Consider the following 20,566-nt stretch of genomic DNA (forward strand, 5'->3'; position numbering starts at 1 on the left):
TTCAGACCGTGGCAGCGGCCAACCATTGCTGGGAAACCGCACCGGTTTTCTCAATCCAGCCACCACCGAGTACGCGATCTTTATGATAGAAGACCGCCGCCTGTCCCGGGGATACGCCATATTCGGGATTGTGGAAGCGCAGCGTATCGCCTTCCAATCGTGCATGGGTAGGTTTAGCCATGGATCTGACCTTGACCTGCATAGGTCCCTCAAAGTCGCCGCCAATCCAGTTGATATCACGTAAGGTCGCTGACGCCACTGCCAAAGCCTGTTTCGGCCCGACAAAGACGCGTTTGGTTTCCGGTTCGAGACGAATGACATAAAGAGGCTCGGCCTGTCCGCCGATTTCCAGTCCCTTGCGCTGACCTACTGTATAGTGGATCAGACCCTTATGCCGCCCCATGACGGTGCCATCGATGTGGACGATCTCGCCATCATCATCGGCTTCAGGGCGCAGTTTGCGTACGACTTTGGCGTAATCACCATCAGGCACGAAGCAGATGTCCTGACTATCCGGTTTGAAGGCGACGGCAAGGCCCATTTCCTTGGCGATCTCGCGCACCTCATCTTTAGGCATGTCGCCAAGCGGAAAGCGCAGATAGTCCAGCTGATCCTGTGTCGTAGCGAACAGAAAGTAGCTCTGGTCCCGCGCAGGATCCATTGCGCGGTGCAGTTCGGAACCATCTTCGCCCATCACGCGCCGGACATAATGGCCGGTGGCAAGGCAGTCAGCGCCAAGCTCGCGCGAAAGATTGAGTAGGTCGGTAAATTTGACGCCCATATTGCACTGTACGCATGGGATCGGAGTGCGTCCGGCCATATATTCATCGGCGAAGACATCCATCACCGACTCCTGAAAACGACTGGCGTGATCAAAAACATAATGGGCAATGCCCAGCTTTTCGGCGACTTGACGTGCGTCTCGAATATCCTGTCCAGCGCAGCAACTGCCGACACGGCCGACCGCTTCGCCATGATCATAAAGCTGCAGAGTGATACCGATAGTCTCTGCGCCCGTACGCGCAGCCAGAGCGGCGACGACGCTCGAATCGACGCCGCCGGACATCGCAACCACAATGCGCTTGCCGGTCAGGTCGTCTCCGAGCTGAAATTCAGAATTGATTCGGTCAGTCATAATCTCACGTGCCTTAACGATGAACCGCGCAGAGCGCCAGTATAGTGGAAATTTCCCGCCAAAAACCTGCTCAAAATCGCGCTATGGTTCATATTGGGACGAAAATGCGAATTGAAAGGAAGATTTGCTTAACCAGTCCTAAGACCTAGTGAACATCGCCTTTACGGATGTTTATATCTTCGTTGCTAGAAGGCTGCTCATGGAAATGAACTTCCCTCACAAGGGTCTGGCAAAGACCAGTGCCGAACCGGATGCACCAGCAGGCAGCGCGCATGACGCGCTGATTGCGCATGCGATCGCGCGTCAGACTCTGTCTCCTTCCGCTCGTGCCTATATTGCACGACGTGGCGGCGTTGCCGTGAAACCAGTGCACGGCAGCAGGGGATTGATGGAAGATCGGATCAAGTTTTTTGCAGGCGAGCTTCCGAAAAGAAGCCTGTTTTCAAAAAGCGCACGCATATTTGAAAGAGGTCATTTCCGGCCGGATCTTTTGCGTGAAAAATCGTCCGGAGATGAAACGCAAAAGCAAATATGAACGCGTTCTTTACCTTGGTGATTTAGTAGTTTGAAAAACTCTATGTCTAAAGATGTAAAAACAGTTGGACGTAGAGTGAAAAGCCGCAAGGCGTATTTTGAGGGTAGTATGATCGAGAACCAAACAATTAAACCAGCACAAGTTGTCGGCCCATTGGGTGAGCCTTTAACTATAGCTGATTTGCCGGCCCCGGGCACAACCCGGTGGGTGGTTCGGCGCAAGGCAGAAGTCGTTGCGGCGGTAAATGGCGGTCTTTTAACGGTTGATGAGGTTTGCGACCGTTACAGCCTGTCATTGGAGGAATTTGCTTCATGGCAGCGTGCCGTCGACCGGTCCGGCATGCCCGGTTTGCGCGTTACACGCATCCAGCACTATCGCGATCTTTATGAGCGCCAGCAGAAATACTAGGCAGAGAAATTAATCACGGCGTTGGTACAGTCGTCTGTAACGCCTATAGGATTAATCATAAAATTTAATGGGTGGAAGGCCTCGGAAAACTGTTTCCGGGGCCTTTCCCATACTATTTTCTGGTTTTGAGCAAGCATTTGTATAAGATTGCCTGATCGGGCCTGGATTTGGGTCAAAACAGATCAGGAGGGAAGTATGATCAATTTTATCATTGCACTGGTGATGGGCGGTATTATCGGTTGGCTGGCCAGCATAGTGATGGGCCGGGACGCCTCGATGGGGATATTCTGGAACGTCGTGGTAGGTTGTGTTGGTTCTATGTTGGGCGGATGGCTGTTCAGCTTCTTTACCGGAGGTACATCAAATCTGCGGGATGCCCCGTTTAGCCCCATGACTTTGCTGGTCGCTTTTGGCGGCGCTATCGTCTTGCTTGGTATCGTAAATTTGATCAAGCGTGGCCGTGTCCGCTAGCGATAAGATATTTTCTCATATAAAACAGAGGGCTGACCCATCTGGGTCGGCCTTTTTTTTGGATAAAAACTTGTGGATGTTGCGATTTGGCAACGGCTTGGTAACAGCGTTTAATTTAAGCGATTGTTCGGGCTTGTGATCACTGGCTTATTGATATAATACACCAAATATAGAAATTTCCGTTTTCGCCTAGTTTTGGCGATTCTTTTTATATATTGCAGCGCAAAAATAAGATAAAGATCGGCTGACGAGTATTGAATATGAACTATGAATCGAAAATTGCCGGCGAAGACCTTGATGTCTCGACCCTGGAAGACGACAATCAAGATCGTAACAAACGACTTTTGATTATCGCTGCCGCTGTAATAGCGGCGATTGTCTTGGCAGCGGTTGCCTATCAGTTTTTCTTCGGTGCAGGTGACACTCCTCCTGCAGAGAACCAGGCCCCCGTCGTCACGGTTGTGATTCCCGGTAAAAGGGACGTTGTTCGCACGATCAACGCAACTGGCACCTTGGCAGCACGCCGGGAAATCCCGGTCGGTGTGGTCGGAGAAGGTGGCCGGGTGACGCAGGTTTACGTGGATGCCGGAGATTGGGTAAAACAGGGGCAGGTCATGGCAAGCATTGATCGCTCGGTCCAGAACCAGCAGATCGCAAGATTACAAGCGTCGGTTGCGTCGGCTAGGGCCGATTTGAATCTGGCCCAAGCCAATCTTGACCGTGCGGCCAAGCTCGTCGAGCGCGGATTTATCTCAAAAGCTGATATCGACAGACTTACGGCCACGCGCGATTCAAATGTCGCGCAGTTGCGAGTGGCGCAGGCACAGCTTGGTGAAAGCCGGGCACGGAATAACTTCCTCAATATAGTGGCGCCAAAGGGCGGCTTTGTTCTGGAACGCAATGTCGAGGTGGGGCAAACAGTCAGTCCGGGCAGCGGTATTTTGTTTCGCCTGGCGCAAAATGGCGAAATGGAACTGCAGGCGCAGCTGAGTGAGAGTGATCTGGCCAATGTGTCCGTTGGCGTAAGCACTGAAGTGATCCCTGTTGGAACGGACAAGGTCCTAGCCGGTGAAATCTGGCAAATCTCTCCAACTATTGATACCGATTCACGTCAGGGTACTGCAAAAATAGCATTGAATTATGACCGCGCACTTCGCCCAGGTGGTTTCGCCAGTACACGGATTAGAAGCGGATCATCTCAGGCGGCTGTTCTGCCGGAGTCAGCGGTACAGAATGATAGCAAAGGCAGCTTCGTTTATATTGTTGGCAAAGACGATAAAGTTGTTCGCCGGGATGTCACCATTGGCTCGGTTTCTGCAGCTGGATTGTCGATAACTGCGGGTTTGAACGGAGCAGAACGTGTTGTACTTAGAGCGGCGGGTTTCCTTAACCCTGGTCAAACGGTTAAACCCGTGGTCGAAAAAGATCAGGCGGCGTGAAAGATTAAGCCATGAACCTTCGCAATATTTCCGCATGGTCAACCCGCAATCCTGTTGTTCCGCTAGTGCTGTTCACAGCTCTGTTGCTTGCGGGTGTGTTGAGCTTCAACCGCATGGATGTGGTGAATAACCCTGATGTTGAATTTCCTGCTGTTCGGGTGACGATTTCCCAACCAGGCGCGGCACCGACGGAAATTGAAAACCAGATTACCCAGCGGATTGAGGCGGCTGTGCGCGCCATCAGCGGCGTCAAGAATATCAGTTCCACGGCCAGTGAGGGTAACAGCCGAACTTTTGTCGAGTTCGAAATTGGCGCTGATGTAAACGACGCTGTGAATGAGGTAAAGAATGCCGTTGACCAGGCGCGTGGTTCTTTGCCCGAAGGGATATTGGAACCGCAAATCGCAAAGGTTGATGTCGCGGGCGGGCCTATTGCCTATTTCGCAGTGAAGGCCGATGACATGACGGTAGAGCAATTGAGCTGGTTCGTTGACGATACTGTCGCGAAGCGGCTGCTGACTGTCGAGGGGATGGCCGAGGTCGACCGGTTTGGCGGTGTTGACCGGGAAATCCGGGTCATCCTGAAACCGGACCGGATGCAGGCGTTGGGCGTGACCGCCAATCAGATCAACAACGTCCTGAGGCAGGTCAATGTCAATGCCGCGGGCGGCCGGGCCGAGGTTGGCGGTACACGGCAATCGGTTCGCGTTCTGGGCAATGCGGAAGATGCTTATGCTCTGTCCCAGACCCAGATTTCCCTGGGCAATGGCCAGACCATAAAATTAAGCGAAGTTGCTAATGTAACCGACTCCTTTGGCGAGCGCAGTTCCATCAGCAAGGTCAAAGGCGTGGAGGTCGTGAATTTCTCGATGTCGCGTGCTCGCGGGGCATCCGACGTGACCGTCTATGACAATGCGATCGAGATTATGGACAGCATCACCGAAGAAAATCCCGGTGTCGAATTCATCCGTCTTGGCAGCAGCGTCGATTATACCAAGACCCAGTATAAGAGCTCTATGCTAGCCATGATGGAAGGTGCGCTATTGGCTGTGGTTGTGGTCTTCCTGTTCTTGCGCGACTGGCGGGCCACTTTTATTTCTGCCATCGCCATTCCGCTGTCCGCCATACCGACTTTCTGGTTCATGGACCTGCTGGGGTTCAATCTTAACTTCCTGTCGCTTCTCGCGCTTGGCCTTGTGGCCGGTGTGCTGGTTGATGATGCGATTGTGGAGATTGAGAATATCGTGCGCCATATGCGGATGGGTAAATCCGCTTATCAGGCTTCTATTGACGCGGCGGATGAAATTGGACTGCCCGTTGTTGCAACCTCTTTCTGTATTGTCGCGGTGTTCTTGCCAGTGGGCTTAATGCCCGGTATTTCGGGACAGTTCTTCAAGAATTTCGGGATTACGGTCGTAATTTCTGTGCTGATGAGTCTGGCGGTTGCGCGGATGATCACACCGATGGTTGCCGCCTATTTCCTGCAATCCAAAGGCCATGCCGAACATGGTGAAGGCGTTTGGATGGATCGGTATTTGCGCTTGCTGAATTGGTGTCTGGATCAGTCGAAAGCTGATGAGATTAGACGCGATCTGACCCCGGTAAAAATTTCCTGGTGGCAATATCTGATCGGGTTTCTACTTTTTACCCTGATCACTCTGACATTTGTCGGTTCCGCTTTTGCGACGGGCTACATGGTCAACAGCTTTTTGGCTGAAATATTACCAAGTGTATTCTTTAGCGCGTTTATCAGTTTGCTGGTCGGTATCGTCGCAGGCTTCGCTGCTGCCTGGCTGATGGCCTTCATCATTCCATTCGTCATACAAGCGGTCAGCACCAATTTTGCGCAATGGTATCACTACCGTGCGACGCGTTTCCGTGCACGTGGTCAGGATCACCGGATATGGATGATGGGCCTGGGGCTTTTTGCCTTTATCATCACTATTATACTATTTGCGTCCGTTCCCGGGCAATTCCAGCCTACGATTAACGAGGATTCGAGCCGCGTTCAGATTGAGGTCGTGCCCGGCACCACGCTTCAGCAAACTGAGAAAATTGCTGATCAGGTTTCTGAGCTTATGTATGAGCAACCTGAGGTGGAACGAGCTTTGACGCGTGTTCGGGAAACCAATGCGACCGTGTTCGTAAACTTCAAGGAAGAACGTGACAAAACGTCGATTGAATTTGAACGCAGCATGGCTCCGCTTCTTCAACAGATACCCGATGCGCGTATTTCTTTTCAGTCACAAAGCGGCGGCGGCGGTACAGGCCGTGACATTTCGATCATGCTAACTGGCTCCGATCCCAAATTGCTGGATGAAACAGCTGTAGAGCTTGTCGAACAGATGAAGGATGTTAACCTCATCGTGGCTCCGCGCATTAATGCAGACCTTAGCCGGCCAGAAATCCTGATCACGCCCTATACCGGGCTTGCGTCCAAACTGGGTGTGACGACATCTTCGCTCAGCCAAACGATCCGCATTGCGACATTGGGAGAGATTGATCAAAATGCGGCGAAATTCTCATTGTCAGACCGCCAGATTCCAATCCGCGTGATGCTGCCGGAAGAATCACGCACCGATCTGACTACGATTGAGAACCTGCCTATTCCCACTGCGAGTGGCGGCACCGTACCTTTAAGTCGGGTGGCGAAGGTTAGTTTTGGATCCGGTCCAACGGCAATCCAGCGCTATAATCAGAACCGCCGGACATTTGTTGGCGCTGACCTTGCTCCAGATGTTGTAAAGGGCGAGGCAATGATCGCCATCAACAAATTGCCGATCATGCAGAATCTGCCAACTGGTGTTTCCAATGCGCCTTTCGGGGATGAAGAATGGCAATTGGAATTATTGGAAAACTTCCAGATCGCACTCGTTGCCGGGGTGCTTCTGGTATTTGCCACACTGGTCTTGCTTTACAAACGTCTGATGTCGCCACTGGTGAACATGGGTTCATTGGCGTTGGCGCCGCTCGGCGGTATCTTCCTTGTTTGGCTGGTCGGTCAGCCATTGTCGATGCCGGTGCTGATCGGCGTTTTAATGCTGCTGGGGATTGTCAGTAAAAACTCGATATTGCTGATTGATTTTGCGCTGATCGAGATGGACAAAGGGATTCCGAAATTCGAAGCCATTATGGATGCTGGCCACAAGCGTGCACAGCCCATTGTCATGACGACCGTGGCAATGACTGCTGGTATGGTTCCAACCGCCTTATCACTGTCTGGCGATGGTGCATGGCGCGCGCCCATGGGTACGGTGGTGATCGGCGGATTGATCGTATCCACGCTTCTGACTCTGGTAATTGTTCCAGCCGGCTTCAGTCTTGCTGATGGGTTTGAGCGCCGCGTTGGCCCATGGCTGCGCAAGACGTTGCTCACTTTCGACCCAGGTGATGACGCGGATGACAAGCCAAAGGTTCAGCCAGCCGAGTGAAGCCGCTTTCTTCTAAATTGGCGCCCACGTCGAATAGCAATCCGGTTTCTGGTCCATCCACAATCCTAGCGGATATGAATAATGGTGGCCGCGATATGAAGATTATCGCGACCGGTTTGCTGGTTCTGATGGCGGTGATCTATTTCACGTCCAAAACCTATGAGGAGGTACATCCTGCTCTCGGCTTCGTCCGCGCTTTTTCGGAAGCGGCGATGATCGGCGGTATAGCCGACTGGTTTGCCGTGACCGCCCTGTTTCGTCACCCGATGGGGCTACCGATCCCGCATACGGCGATCATACCGCGTAACAAGGATCGGATTGGCGATACGCTAGCAAACTTCCTCAAGAAAAATTTCCTGATTTCCCGCATCGTGGCACAGCGGATGCACGGTGTTGATCTGGCCGGCGGTGTCGGACGGTTCCTGAAGTCGCCGAGTGGAGGGCAGGGGCGGTTGCGCATGGGGGCGTCAAGACTGATCGGTGACATTATCGGCTCGCTTGACCAGGACAGGCTGGGCAGCATGTTTAAAGGCGCCGTGAAAACACAGGCAAAGGAACTCGATCTGGCGACCCCGATGGGGCAAATCCTGGAATCGGTAATGGCCGAAAACCGTCACGGGCCGCTGATCGATTCAACGATCAAGTGGGCTTATCGAACGCTTGACGCCAACGAATATGTCATTCGCGCGATTGTCCATGATCGCGCCAATACAGTAATGCGCTGGACCGGTCTGGATGACCGGTTGGCTAACGAGGTGGTTGACGGGCTTTACAAATTACTCGCCGATATGGCCTCAGATCCACAGCACCCGGTGCGCGCGAAGACCGAAGAAAGCATGGCGCAACTGGCACAGGAGCTGAAGAACGATCCTGAATTGCGGCAACGGGTGAATGAGTGGAAGCTCGAGATGATCGAAAACCCGGCAATTGCCAGCTGGATTGACGGGATGTGGGAAACGGGGCGGGAGGCTTTGCTGAAAGCATCGCGTGATCCAGAAGCGGCGATGGCCGGTCATTTTGGCGACGCGTTGATGCAACTGGGTAGCAGTTTGCAGAAGGATCCGTTGCTCAATCGACAGTTGAACCGTTTTGCACGCCGTGCAGTGGTCGGGGTGGTTGCAAGCTATGGTGACAATATCGTCAAGCTGGTGTCAGAAACCATTCGCGGCTGGGATGCGCAGACTATCACGGACCGCGTCGAAAATGCTGTCGGCCGGGATTTGCAATATATCCGGGTTAACGGCACGCTGGTGGGCGGACTGGTTGGCACGCTGCTCCATCTGCTGGGCTATTGGATATAAGGCCCCTACCAGGCTGTTTAACATCATTTAGCGGCCAAGTAATATCCGCGCCTGTCCGGCAATTTGCGCGAGCATGGCGATGGAGGGGCGAGGGGATAATTGAGCACGATCAATAATCTGGCGAAACTGTGATACCCGCTGCGCATTTTTATCGGCCCAGCTTTCCAGAAACTGATCCATGTCCTTGCTGCGCGCCCTTTTCAGGAAATCCAGCCGCATCTGCTGAAAATCGCGAGCCAGACCAGCAACCAACAGGCGATCCCATGGATCTGATGGGTTGATCCGGGTCGCAGTCATCTGTGCCCAGTCCAACCCCAAAAGGCTACCCAACTTGGTGAAGGCGGCGGCGACTTTGACAGCATTAATCTCTCGCGTTTTGGCGAGAAATGCGATGCCAGCGGCTCCATCATTTTTATAGATATTCGCTATTTTATGCGCAATTTCCTTGGTCGCACCAGCTTCCACCAACAATTTGGTCTGCTTGGCTGCCTCTGCCTGTCCCTCCTCCGTTATCAGGCTGTCGACCTTCTCATCCAGCAGAGCGATCCCCTGCGAGAGCATCTTGACGGCATCGTCAATGGGCCCGTCGGCCAATCCGATACGCATCAGATCTGCCATGTGCGAGCGCAAGACGTAGGCAAACCGGTCAAAAAGTACCAAGCGTATGCTTTCACCGATTTTTGCCTGTTCAAGAGATACCCAAAGCTTGTCGGCCTGAAACAGGCGTTCCGCCATTACAAAAGCCGCGGCGACTTCGCCAAGTGACGAGCCTTCTTCCTCGGCCAGTTCGAACGGGTCAATCAGGCCGAGCCGGTTGATCATCCGGTTGGCCAATTTTGTTGCGATAATTTCCTTGCGCAGCTGATGATTCAGGATCGCAGCTTTGTGCTTTTTCTGCATCGCGGCAGGAAAAGCGTTTAGCAGTTCGCTATCCAGTGCTGGATCGTCACTCAGATCACTATTCTCGATCGCGTCTTGCAAGGCAAGTTTTGCGGTCGAGATAAGCACGGCCAGCTCGGGTCGATATAATCCCCGATCTTCCTGTCCGCGGCGGATCAGGTCTTCATTACCCGCCAGGCCTTCTACAGCCCGGTCGAGCCTTCCTTGTTCCTCGAAATAATCTATCAGGCGAATATAGGATGGCAGTGTCTTCTTGCCGCCCATTTCGGCAATGGACAGCCCAAGGGCCTGAAGCCGGTTGTCTTCCAGGACCAATGCGCCAACGTCATCTGTCATCGCTTCCAAAAGCTTGTTTCGCGCTGCAGGCTTGAGTTTGCCATTCGCCATCGCAGCATTCAGGGCAATTTTGATATTCACTTCATTATCGGAGCAATCGACGCCTGCGCTATTGTCGATGAAATCGGTATTGATCCGCCCGCCATAGTCTGCAAAATCAATCCGCCCGGCTTGCGTGATACCAAGATTGGCGCCTTCACCGATAACCTTCACTTGCAGCTGCCTGGCATTGACGCGGATATTATCGTTGGAAGGATCACCCACCTCGACATGATTTTCGCTGGATGCCTTGATATAAGTTCCGATACCGCCAAACCATAGAAGGTCGGCCTTGCTGGTCAATATGGCGGATATCAAACGCGACGGTGTTACTTCTTTTTCACCGACGAGGCCCACGAGTGCGGCAATATCCTTGTTTATTTTCAAGGTCTTTGATTGACGGGAGAAAACGGCTCCGCCTTTGGAAATCAGGCTCTTGTCATAATCCTCCCAACTGGAACGGGGCAGGTCAAACAGCCGTTTACGCTCCTTCCAGCTTTTCGCAGGGTCAGGATCGGGATCGATGAAAATGTGACGGTGGTCAAAGGCGGCCACGACGCGCAATGCTTTGGATAACAGCATGCCATTGCCGAACACATCGCCCGACATGTCGCCAACACCGACGACGGATATCGAGTCTTTTTGAACGTCGACGCCCATTTCCAAAAAGTGACGCTGGACAGACACCCAGGCACCGCGTGCGGTAATGCCCATGGCTTTGTGATCATAGCCATTGCTTCCGCCGCTGGCGAAGGCATCTCCCAGCCAGAAATTATTCTCAATCGCAATGCCATTGGCGATGTCTGAGAAGGTGGCCGTGCCCTTGTCTGCGGCGACCACGAAATAGGGGTCATTATCATCCAGGCGAACAATCTCTTCTGGCGGAACAACGTCACCATTTTCAATATTATCGGTGATCGACAGAAGCGCGCTGATGAATATTTTATATGATGCGATGCCTTCCGCGATAAATGCATCGCGGTCATCACCCGACGGCAGCTGCTTTGCATAAAAGCCGCCTTTGGCACCTGTGGGAACAATGACGGCGTTCTTCACGCGCTGTGCCTTCATCAGACCCAGAATCTCGGTCCTGAAATCATCGCGTCGGTCGGACCAGCGCAGGCCTCCACGCGCAACCGGTCCGGCACGCAAATGTATCCCTTCCACACGCGGACTGTAAACAAATACCTCGCGCCAGGGTTTTGGATCCGGCAGTTCTGGGATTTTCGCGCTCTCTATCTTGAAGGCCAGCGCTTCGCTGCCTTGTGGTGAGAAGGCATTGGTGCGCAGGATGGACTCGATAACCGCGCGAAACAGGCGCAATATGCGGTCATCGTCGATACCGTGAACTTTGAGCAGGCCGTTCTCGATCGCTTTGACTGCATCGGCCGCCGCTTTTTCCCTGTCACCTTCGAAATCCGGATCGTGCAGGGCTGTAAACAATTCCACCATCGCTTCGGTGACATGGCTTGCCTCCGCCAGCGCTTCCACAACGGTCGCAATCCCGTAGCTGAGGCCGGTTTGACGCAAATAGCGGAACCATGCCCTGATCCAGACGGTCGATCGCGCGCTGATGCCTGTGGCAGTGATCAGCTGGTTAAAATTATCATTCTCCGCGGCACCTTCGAGAACATCCGTAACCGCATCCTGCAATTCATCAGCTCTTGCAATCAGGTCATCGCGGGTATCCGGGTTGCGTAATGCCAACTGAAAATCATGAATGTAACCAAGCCGCCCTTCATCCAGCGGTGTCGGCATTTCCTCCAGAACGGAAAATCCAAAATTTTCGAGTGTTGGGACCGCATTTGACAAGGGCAGCACGCCCCCCAGATGATAGACTTTTAAGCGCAGTATATGATCTGCATCGCCGTCAAGACGATAGAGGCGTGCCGATTTTTGTCCACCGCGCTCCAATTGAAAGAGTCGCATGATATCGCGGGCAGCTTCTTCTGCACCATAGGTGGACTGATAAGTGCCAGGAAAGCAATCAGCATAGCGTTGCGCCAAAACAGCGGCGCGATTCTCAGGAACAAACTCGCTGAGATGGCTTTCCACTTCGGGACGCCAGCCGCGGATCATATTTTCCAGTTTTTTGTCGAGTGCATCTGGGTCCGGTATTTTGCTGTCCGCGCCCATGTCGAGAATGTAGCGGAGTGACGAAATGCCGCCTTCGTCCAGAGTATTGGACCAACTCAAAATTTTGGCACCGGTGGCTTCGGTGAGCAGAGATTGAATATTCTCACGGCGCGTTGTGGATAGCTGTTCGCGCGGCAGCCAGATAAATGCAAAAAGGTGGCGATTGAGCGGGGACATCACGCTGTGCAATTTTGGCCTCGGGCGATCAATCAGCGACATCGAAATTAGAGCGAGCTTCTCAAGATATTCCTGCTTGAATGTAATGAGAATGTCGTGGGGTAGGGCCGTCAACGTATGGGTTAGGGCTTTGCCTGCATGGCCAGAAGCGGAAAACTCAAATTTGTCGAACAATTTCGTCATCTGAGTCCGTAACAATGGCACTGCTTCGGGCGGAGCAGCCAAGGCGGCGCTAGTCCACAAACCGGCTGTTAAGGAAAGGCCAACCAGCTTGCCATTTTCAAGCACGGGCACGATGATGATATCCATCAAAACATGCCGATGGACCGAAGATACCTGATTGGATTTGATAATCAGGGGGCCTTCACCGCCCGACTTGAACCAGTCGAAAGCTCGCTTCTGGCTCTCAACAGAGAGTGCAGGTTTATCCCTCATTCGTGATATGCCCAGCTTGTGCGTCCGCTTTCCCTTTTGATTAATCTGCTCATGCCCCAGCAGTGTGAGGTTACGGTCGAGAAACCACTTTAACAGCGCACGACCTTCACCTTCTTCAAGGCTATCCGCATCCGATCCCAATGCTGCCTGCAGTTCGATCCAATCACCAACCGCGGCGGCCACATCCTTGAGGTTCTTTTGAAGCGATTTTTCCAGCGCACGGCGTATTTTTGCGTCGGTGCGTTCAAGTTCAATATAGATTATTGATTCGCGTCTGGCGTCACCCTCTGGATTGCTATGAATGGCGGAGAGTTTACCTTGGCCGTCCCTTTTGACACCAATTACCGGGTGGATGAGTCTCTGGATATTTAGACCGAATCCGGCAATTGTCGCGCATACCGAATCGACCAGAAACGGCATGTCGTCATTGACGATAGCAAGTCTTAAATGCCGCCTACCGTTGGCACTGATGACACTCTCCAGCTGCAATTTCGCGTCGGAACTGTTTCGGTATAGGCCGCCGGTCAACACAAAGTGAACGGCTTCCTTGCATGCTTTATTGTCAAAACCGATATTTTCGCCCGGCAATGCGCTTTCCTTGAAAGCGGCGATCAGTTTTTTTTCGAGTGTTTTTTCGGCCGTTGAGGTGGTCGTTTTCGCTGCTTTTGTATCGCGGCTACCGGTCATGGTTCCCCCAAATATCAGTACGGATAAAGACTCCGTCGATTTGCGGGGCTTATGCGCCCAATATTGGCGTTGCTCAAGAGTGTATGGAACCTAATCTGGAAGCCAGCAGGCAATTACCGGAGAAGCGTGATATATTGGTTACATATGAAACCAGTGCGTGCTAATCTTTACGGAGTCGACGTTATCAAATGCTGGTGTGCTTGAGAGCCTTGTCGGTCAGCTTTTGATCGCCCAAAACTGGTCCTACAATAGACAACTGCCCACTGTCATCCCGCCGTGCAACCAGCACAACAAATTCTTCATCACCGGTATCAATGTCGGCAAGCTTCCGACTTGGTGCGTTGCGCAGTCGTTCGAGGATATCATCATTCTGGACGATGATATCAGATGTTTTTTTCTTGGGATTGCGCGCATCTCTCTCGGCATAGACGATGGCTTTCAGGCCGCCATCATGATTTTCCAGATAGTCCGCAAAACTTCCTTTTTCGATGCCCGCCTGCTTCGCATAACGTAAGGCAGCGGCATATTCCGTCAGCCGAGTTTTGTCATAATGCGCACCAAAAACCAGTTTCACAATTGGGGTCATCGGCGCACGGTCCTGCGCTTTTAACCCGGAGTCTTCAAGCAGGATGGCATACTCATCCGGATGTGCTTCGGTCATGATGTAAAAATCATAGGCCTGGCCAATGGCGTTATAAAGTGCTGCGCGGCTGCGCTGCTCGCTATGTGCCGCATTGTCTGCACTGCTGCGTGCCGCAACCAACCAGTCGGCGAGGCTGGAATCTTCGCTGGGTTGGTCGCTAATATCTTCCAGATCGATATGATCACCGCCGACAAGTGCTGCTGTGGCAGCGGCTGCATCTTCGGCCGTCAGCTCCAACTGGCTGGATGCCGGAGCATCGGCCCAGATAGGACCTGTTTCGGTTTTTTCCGGAGCGGACCGCATCGCTTCTGCAACCTGGTCCTCGAGTTCCTGCGCATAGTCATCCGCGACAACCTCTTTCCAGTTAATGACTCCGTAAATGAAATCAATTGTATCGTCATCGGTGGAGAAGGGCAGCAATATGCCGCGATACATGATCGTAATGCCCCGCTGATTTACAAATTCCGCCTCAAAACCAATTGGTGCCTGATTTGCGATAATCTGAAGATAGTGATCGGTGATCCGTGACAGGAGCGAGCGTGCCGGCACCTGATCGATCGAGGTAATGCTGTCGTCCAGTTCACATTCTTTACGCAGGGATTTGCCGAGAAACTGGATTGAGGGATTCTCAACGCCGTTCGTAAAGTCGAGCAGAACGCTGTTAGGTCCGAAATCATCATCCGATTCAGGATCGAGATCTTCGACACTTGGAAATTGACGCTCACCCAGCAGTCCGGCCCAGAAATTATAGGCCCGCACGTGCATGCGCCGCTCATCCTGACCAATTGCGGGGGGCGCATCGTTGGTTACATCCTCATCTTCATAGGCGATGTAATCGGCGTCAAGGCCGACACCTAAACCGCCATTTTCATCGGAATTACGAAGATTTTCCATGCCTGATCCCACTAAATCTATTTGTTTCAGGGCCGTTTTGCAGCAGCCATGGTAAATATTCGGTAAACTTTTGAAGATTTCTTGCGTCGGGGCCGCTGAAAATCTGGCAATCGTGTTGCGAATCTATGGTCAGGCTTGTCACAGGACAAACCGGCTGTTAAAGGCGCCTCCGTCAGCCGGTCGAGATGGATAACCCCACCTGACCGATTGAGCGCCGCTTTAGCTCAGGTGGTAGAGCACATCATTCGTAATGATGGGGTCAGAGGTTCGAGTCCTCTAAGCGGCACCACGCATTCCACTAGTTTTTTGAGTTCTTCTGTGTGTAGGAGGTGTTGTTTTTACCTCTATATTACAGTCGGTTACAGGCCCTCCTTAGTTAAGGCGTCTGTCAAAATTTTTAGTCCCGCTTGCAGAAATATTTAGTTTCCATCCGAAATGGATGTAAATCTGTCGGCGCATAAAAAGAAACCAAGTAAATCTATGTAGTTAAACGTTGGCTATTAGTTTTTCTGGCGAATCTTAACAATCACTGTTACTAGCCTGCGCCTTAAGTATAGCGGGGGCGCGTAAGATATGTCTGTCGGGGAAGACGACCAGACCATAGATCAACCCATCGAGCAAATCGGACCAATTGATCCGGCGCTTGCATGTTTTGTGCTACTGGCCAAATTTCTCGGACTGCCAGCCGACCCGCAGCAAATCCATCATGATCGCGGTAAGGGTGATGAGCCTTACACGCTGGAACATTTGTCACGTATTGGTAAGAAGCTTGGTCTGATTGCACGTCTTCGGGACGCGTCACACGTAGAACTGTCCAAAATTCCGCTGCCCGCGATTGTAAGGACAAATGACGATAGCGCATTCATTTTACTCAAGATCGAAGAAGATATTGATAATCCGCGCTATCTGATCCAACGCGGCGACGCTGAACGCCCCGAAGTCTTGTCCGCTGATGCATTTGAGGACGCCTATGCGGGGCGTTTGCTGTTGCTGACTTCTCGAGAAAAGGTCGCAGGTGACAAACGCCCTTTTGATATTAGCTGGTTCATTCCCGCCTTGGTCAAATATCGCCGGGCTTTGCGCGACGTCTTGATTGGCAGCTTTTTTCTGCAACTTATGGGCTTGGCCTCACCAATATTCTTTCAGCTGGTGATCGACAAGGTGTTGGTTCACCAGTCACTCACCACATTGGAAGTACTTGCCTTCGGGCTAGCGGTAGTACTGATCTGGGAGACATTTCTATCGGCTCTCAGAAACTGGCTTTTTGCGCATACGACCAACCGGGTTGATGCAGAACTATCCTCCAATATGTTCCGGCATCTCGTCAATTTACCGGTGAGTTATTTTGAAGCGCGGCGCGTCGGCGACAGTGTAGCGCGCGTGCGTGAACTGGAAACGATACGCGAGTTTCTGACCAGTAATGCTGTGACAGTGGTGATCGACCTGTTCTTCACCATCGTCTTCTTTGTGGTCATGTATATCTATTCACCGCTGCTGACACTGATTGTTGCACTAACTATCCCTATCTATATCGCGATTTCTCTGTTCATCACACCACCGCTGCGCGCGCGGCTGGACGAGAAGTTCCGTCGTGGCGCCGAGAATCAGGCCTTTCTGGTCGAAACGGTGACCGGTATAGGCACGCTCAAGTCCATGGCTGTCGAACCGCAGATGCGGGACAAGTGGGAAAAACTTTTCTCTGGTTATACTCAGACAGGTTTCAAGGTCGCTATCCTGTCCAACTGGGGCAGCCATTTGATCCAGGCTGTTTCGAAGCTGACTACAGTCGCGATCCTGTTCTTTGGCGCCAAAGCAGTCATTGCAGGAACGTTGACCGTCGGCTCGCTCGTTGCTTTCAACATGCTTGCCGGCCGTGTGGCACAACCGATCCTCAGGCTGTCACAACTATGGCAGGATTTTCAGCAGGTTCGCATTTCTGTAGATCGTTTGGGTGATGTTCTCAATGCGCCTGCTGAGCCGGAGCATAATCCCAACCGCGCAAGCCTGCCGCCCATTTCTGGCAGGGTGGAGTTCGACAAGGTGCGATTCCGTTACCGTCCGGATGCACCGGAAGCCTTGCGCGGCGTAAGCCTCGAAGTCAAATCAGGCGAGATGCTCGGAATCGTTGGGCCATCGGGTTCGGGTAAATCCACTCTGACCAAACTCGTGCAGCGCCTTTATGTACCGGAGCAGGGCAGGGTACTGATTGACGGCGTCGATCTAGCTCTGGTTGATCCCGCGTGGCTCCGCCGACAAATCGGTGTAGTGCTACAAGAGAATATCTTGTTCAACCGAACCGTCCGTGAGAATATCTCTCTCGCTGATCCGACACGTCCAATGGAAGCGGTGATCGCTGCTGCAACATTGGCTGGTGCGCATGAGTTTATCTTGGAACTGCCGCACGGCTATGACACCGTCATCGATGAGCGCGGTTCGAACCTGTCTGGCGGACAGCGTCAGCGGATGGCAATAGCCAGAGCGCTTATCGGCGATCCGCGCATATTGATATTGGATGAAGCAACCTCCGCGCTCGATGCAGAGAGCGAAGAGATCATCCAGGAAAATCTTGGCAGGATCGCCCAAGGTCGTACGGTCATGATCATTGCTCACCGCTTGTCTGCTGTGCGCCAGTGCAATCGTATCGTGACTGTGGAAGCGGGCGATATTACCGAAATCGGCACGCATGATGAGTTGCTCAAGGCCGATGGCCGTTATGCGATGTTGTACAACAAGCAAATGGGTATCGAGGCATGAGCGAAAACCAAGCTAGCCCTGAAAACGATGCCCAAGAAAACGAAGCCGCAAAAGAAGGCTTCGTCGCGCGTCGCTTTCCCGGTTTGACGCGCCATTGGATGATCCTGCGTGAAAGTTGGAAGCAGCAGAATGTGACCGATGAAAATGCCAAACCGCAAAGCGATCATGAGTTTTTGCCGGCTGCCCTGGAGATTATGGAGAAGCCAGCCAGCCCTGGTCTGCGCTGGTTGATGCTGATCCTGTGCAGCCTGTTTGCGATAGCCTTGCTGTGGTCGTTTATCGGGAAGGTTGATGTGGTTGCTACCGCCACCGGTAAAGTCGTGCCCTCGGCGAGCAGTAAGGTGATCCAGCCGATTGAGATCGGATCCATCCGTGCCATTCACGTCAAGAACGGTCAGCGGGTTAAGAAAGGCCAATTGCTGGTCGAACTGGATCCCACGATCAGTGACGCCGATGCGGCGCAAAGTTCTCAGCAGCTTATGTCGGCCGAAATTGTTCGCGCCCGCAATGATGCGCTGATGGCGCATCTGCAAGGGCTTGATGCCCGCTTCGTTCCGCCCGCAGGCACGCCGGTTGATGTTGCGCTCACCCAGTCGCAATTTGTGCGCTCTGCCATCGCGGAATATGAAGCGGAGAGATCGGGTCTCCAACAACAGCGCGCCGAACGGCGAGCGCAGCTTACCGGAGCGGAGGCCGAAATCAGCAAGCTGGAACAGACATTGCCTTTGCTTGATCGCCAGCTGGCCGCAAGGCAGGAACTTGCTGACAAAGGTTATTTTTCGCGGCTGCGCCTGCTCGAATTTGAACAGCTGCGCGTGGAGCATATCCAGAATATCGCGGTGCAAACTGCTCGCGCTGCTGAAGCCCGCGCATCCATCCGCAATCTGGAGGCGCAGATCAGGCGCCTGCGTGAAGCCTTTGGACGCGGCGCGATTGCAGAAATGGCAGAAGCCGAAGGGCAATCGGCGATGGCGGGAGCAGAGCTGCAAAAGTCAGCCCGTCGGCGCGAGTTCCAGCAGATCAAATCGCCGGTCGATGGCACCGTGCAGCAGCTCACCCTGACGACCATTGGCGGCGTGGTGCAGCCAGCAGAGCCGATCATGGTGATCGTGCCGGATGATGCCGAGGTGCAGGTCAGCGCGCAGATCCTCAACAAGGATATTGGGTTCATCTATGAAGGCCAACCGGTGCGGGTGAAGCTGGAGGCGTTTAACTTTACCGATTACGGGCTGATCGAAGGAGTGGTGGACAATATTAGCCGCGATGCAATCCAGGATGAGAATCTCGGCCTGGTCTATGATGCCCGGATCAAGCTCAACAAGCGCCACCTGATGATCAACGGCAAGAACCAGTCCATTGGTCCGGGTTTACAGGTGCAGGCAGAGATTAAGACCGGCGAGCGGCGTATCATCCAGTATCTTCTCTCTCCCATTGCAAAGACAATGGATGAAGCGGGGCGTGAACGATAGTTTAAGTATTGGAAACCCCACTATTCTGGGGCTTTTCAATAAACATCCAAAATGGATAAATGATTTTCGAGTCGAGCTCTTGTAAATCCCAGTAAACGCTTTAGCCTTCTCAATAGGGTCGCAGAATCACCGATAAAGATCGGGATGGCTGATTATTCGTCTCCCTGCTTCGAGGGAGAAAGGGGCTTTGTGCATCTGATTAGGGGCTATGCAAAAAACTGGACGCGCCTATTGGGCGTGACCCCCTTGTTAGGAACAGCGATCGCTCTGGCCGCCTGCGCTGCTCCGTCCAGCTATATGGGCATTGACCTCACCACCCCGCCGAGCGCTGCTGCGGCATCCCATGGTCCATCACTCCCCACTGCCACCGATCTAACCGCTCTTCCGCTGCCCGATCTTGCCCGCATGGCGCAAGGGGGCGACAAGCATGCGCAGCTTGAGCTGGGTATCCGCTTTGAAGAAGGACGAGGTGTCGAGCGGGATTTGGGCAAGGCGAAGAAGCTGTATCGGTTGGCTGCGAGTGACAGTGGTGGCCGGATTTGGGTGTACTCGCCGCCGGTGGGTAATGGCACCAAGGGGCGGGTTATTCCTGTGGATACGGGGGCGAAGCAGGTCGGGTTGGTTGCCGCGCGGGTCCGTTTGAAGGTGATGCAATGAGGTTTTATCACTTGTTTCCTTTAGTTGTTTTAATCTCAATGGTTAGTTCGTGCTCGGAACCCGAAACTCCAACCGTTCGATTTTCAGATGCCGTCATGCAGATGCCGGACAGAGAATATCTCCGTTTACTGGCAGAAAACTGCAGTGGAGAGGTCTATTCCAATATGCCTATTACAAATCTGCAGGGGTACTATACTGATGAAGATCCCGAGTATCCAAACAGTATTGAGACTAATGTCGGAGTATATTTATTATATGACAAGTACAAAATATTGGAGAGTTATGCAAATGATCAAATAACAATTAGCTTAGGGATTTTATATGATGGAAAACTAAATTGCAATGGATTTAACTTCAATGGGATTGTGATTGCCACAAAGTTTGCTGAACAAGAAGTGGGGAAATAAATAATGTCTGATAATCCGGTTATTGAAGTCACAAGCTTGAGTGATGGAACGGTGGTTGTTTCGAGAAATAGCTTCTTCAAAACTCCACGAATGGTTTTCAGGAATGTACCATATTCGGCTGTTTTACAGTTCGTGCAGCCCATATACTTTATGTCGCAAAACTCGGCGTTGAGACGCAGTTTAGCAATGCGCTTTGACCAGCCTTATGCGTTTAAAATTGAGGTGGACGGCTACAGAGCTTCAGATCAACTTTTCGGATTTACCACTTCAAACAAAAGTCCTTTTGGGTCCAGAGAGTTCGGTGATTATAAT

The 20,566-nt window shown here is 52.5% G+C and carries 13 protein-coding genes and 1 tRNA gene; 11 read left to right on the forward strand and 3 right to left on the reverse strand.

From position 1 onward, the window contains the following. Position 1: 1 nt before the first annotated feature. Positions 2-1,135, reverse strand: a complete 1,134-nt coding sequence (gene mnmA / locus AC6I9Z_RS09105) for a tRNA 2-thiouridine(34) synthase MnmA (protein ID WP_461455416.1) — start codon at positions 1,133-1,135, stop codon at positions 2-4. A 199-nt stretch (positions 1,136-1,334) separates the two neighbouring features. On the opposite strand from mnmA, the gene AC6I9Z_RS09110 reads away from it, so the two are divergent. The 6 genes from AC6I9Z_RS09110 (at position 1,335) to AC6I9Z_RS09135 (ending at position 8,720) form a co-directional block, all read left to right on the forward strand. After that, positions 1,335-1,670 carry a hypothetical protein gene (locus AC6I9Z_RS09110; protein WP_497810819.1) on the forward strand — a complete coding sequence of 112 codons (336 nt, stop codon included), beginning with the start codon at positions 1,335-1,337 and terminating at the stop codon, positions 1,668-1,670. 108 nt (positions 1,671-1,778) lie between these two features. Next, the gene (sciP, locus tag AC6I9Z_RS09115) at positions 1,779-2,078 is read left to right on the forward strand and encodes a CtrA inhibitor SciP (RefSeq protein ID WP_108812231.1); all 300 of its coding nucleotides are present in this window, start codon (positions 1,779-1,781) and stop codon (positions 2,076-2,078) included. 195 nt (positions 2,079-2,273) lie between these two features. Beyond that, complete coding sequence (locus tag AC6I9Z_RS09120) at positions 2,274-2,549, forward strand: GlsB/YeaQ/YmgE family stress response membrane protein (protein WP_174209053.1); 276 nt, start codon at positions 2,274-2,276, stop codon at positions 2,547-2,549. Positions 2,550-2,809: 260 nt separating this feature from the next. After that, entirely contained in the window at positions 2,810-3,988 is a 1,179-nt protein-coding gene (locus AC6I9Z_RS09125; RefSeq protein WP_461455421.1) for an efflux RND transporter periplasmic adaptor subunit, read from the forward strand. Between the two features lie 11 nt (positions 3,989-3,999). Continuing rightward, complete coding sequence (locus tag AC6I9Z_RS09130; protein ID WP_461455423.1) at positions 4,000-7,419, forward strand: efflux RND transporter permease subunit; 3,420 nt, start codon at positions 4,000-4,002, stop codon at positions 7,417-7,419. Positions 7,420-7,493: 74 nt separating this feature from the next. Continuing rightward, positions 7,494-8,720: a DUF445 domain-containing protein gene (locus AC6I9Z_RS09135; protein WP_254054425.1), complete on the forward strand. Its 1,227-nt coding sequence runs from the start codon at positions 7,494-7,496 to the stop codon at positions 8,718-8,720. A 27-nt stretch (positions 8,721-8,747) separates the two neighbouring features. Here AC6I9Z_RS09135 and AC6I9Z_RS09140 read toward each other — a convergent pair whose 3' ends face one another. Both AC6I9Z_RS09140 and AC6I9Z_RS09145 read right to left on the reverse strand, forming a co-directional pair. After that, entirely contained in the window at positions 8,748-13,430 is a 4,683-nt protein-coding gene (locus AC6I9Z_RS09140) for an NAD-glutamate dehydrogenase (protein ID WP_461455426.1), read from the reverse strand. A gap of 184 nt (positions 13,431-13,614) precedes the next feature. After that, the gene (locus AC6I9Z_RS09145) at positions 13,615-14,967 is read right to left on the reverse strand and encodes a PAS domain-containing protein (protein ID WP_254054424.1); all 1,353 of its coding nucleotides are present in this window, start codon (positions 14,965-14,967) and stop codon (positions 13,615-13,617) included. A 213-nt stretch (positions 14,968-15,180) separates the two neighbouring features. On the opposite strand from AC6I9Z_RS09145, the gene AC6I9Z_RS09150 reads away from it, so the two are divergent. The 5 genes from AC6I9Z_RS09150 (at position 15,181) to AC6I9Z_RS09170 (ending at position 20,254) form a co-directional block, all read left to right on the forward strand. Next, a tRNA-Thr gene (locus AC6I9Z_RS09150) sits at positions 15,181-15,256 on the forward strand. A gap of 284 nt (positions 15,257-15,540) precedes the next feature. After that, complete coding sequence (locus tag AC6I9Z_RS09155) at positions 15,541-17,721, forward strand: type I secretion system permease/ATPase (protein ID WP_461455428.1); 2,181 nt, start codon at positions 15,541-15,543, stop codon at positions 17,719-17,721. Continuing rightward, positions 17,718-19,190 (forward strand): HlyD family type I secretion periplasmic adaptor subunit, encoded by a 1,473-nt coding sequence (locus AC6I9Z_RS09160; RefSeq protein ID WP_461455430.1) that lies wholly within the window; start codon positions 17,718-17,720, stop codon positions 19,188-19,190. Before AC6I9Z_RS09155 ends, AC6I9Z_RS09160 begins: the two co-directional genes overlap by 4 nt. 189 nt (positions 19,191-19,379) lie before the next feature. Next, complete coding sequence (locus AC6I9Z_RS09165) at positions 19,380-19,847, forward strand: hypothetical protein (RefSeq protein ID WP_461455432.1); 468 nt, start codon at positions 19,380-19,382, stop codon at positions 19,845-19,847. Then, complete coding sequence (locus AC6I9Z_RS09170; protein WP_461455434.1) at positions 19,844-20,254, forward strand: hypothetical protein; 411 nt, start codon at positions 19,844-19,846, stop codon at positions 20,252-20,254. Before AC6I9Z_RS09165 ends, AC6I9Z_RS09170 begins: the two co-directional genes overlap by 4 nt. The last annotated feature ends 312 nt before the right edge of the window (positions 20,255-20,566 follow it).

The sequence above is a fragment of the Parasphingorhabdus sp. genome (genome assembly GCF_059726685.1).

What these genes read in the sequence shown, in the direction of transcription:
- mnmA (WP_461455416.1), bottom strand. Translation starts at nt 1,135, where the DNA reads ATGACTGACCGAATCAATTCTGAATTTCAGCTCGGAGACGACCTGACC.
- AC6I9Z_RS09110 (WP_497810819.1), top strand. Translation starts at nt 1,335, where the DNA reads ATGGAAATGAACTTCCCTCACAAGGGTCTGGCAAAGACCAGTGCCGAA.
- sciP (WP_108812231.1), top strand. Translation starts at nt 1,779, where the DNA reads ATGATCGAGAACCAAACAATTAAACCAGCACAAGTTGTCGGCCCATTG.
- AC6I9Z_RS09120 (WP_174209053.1), top strand. Translation starts at nt 2,274, where the DNA reads ATGATCAATTTTATCATTGCACTGGTGATGGGCGGTATTATCGGTTGG.
- AC6I9Z_RS09125 (WP_461455421.1), top strand. Translation starts at nt 2,810, where the DNA reads ATGAACTATGAATCGAAAATTGCCGGCGAAGACCTTGATGTCTCGACC.
- AC6I9Z_RS09130 (WP_461455423.1), top strand. Translation starts at nt 4,000, where the DNA reads ATGAACCTTCGCAATATTTCCGCATGGTCAACCCGCAATCCTGTTGTT.
- AC6I9Z_RS09135 (WP_254054425.1), top strand. Translation starts at nt 7,494, where the DNA reads ATGAATAATGGTGGCCGCGATATGAAGATTATCGCGACCGGTTTGCTG.
- AC6I9Z_RS09140 (WP_461455426.1), bottom strand. Translation starts at nt 13,430, where the DNA reads ATGACCGGTAGCCGCGATACAAAAGCAGCGAAAACGACCACCTCAACG.
- AC6I9Z_RS09145 (WP_254054424.1), bottom strand. Translation starts at nt 14,967, where the DNA reads ATGGAAAATCTTCGTAATTCCGATGAAAATGGCGGTTTAGGTGTCGGC.
- AC6I9Z_RS09155 (WP_461455428.1), top strand. Translation starts at nt 15,541, where the DNA reads ATGTCTGTCGGGGAAGACGACCAGACCATAGATCAACCCATCGAGCAA.
- AC6I9Z_RS09160 (WP_461455430.1), top strand. Translation starts at nt 17,718, where the DNA reads ATGAGCGAAAACCAAGCTAGCCCTGAAAACGATGCCCAAGAAAACGAA.
- AC6I9Z_RS09170 (WP_461455434.1), top strand. Translation starts at nt 19,844, where the DNA reads ATGAGGTTTTATCACTTGTTTCCTTTAGTTGTTTTAATCTCAATGGTT.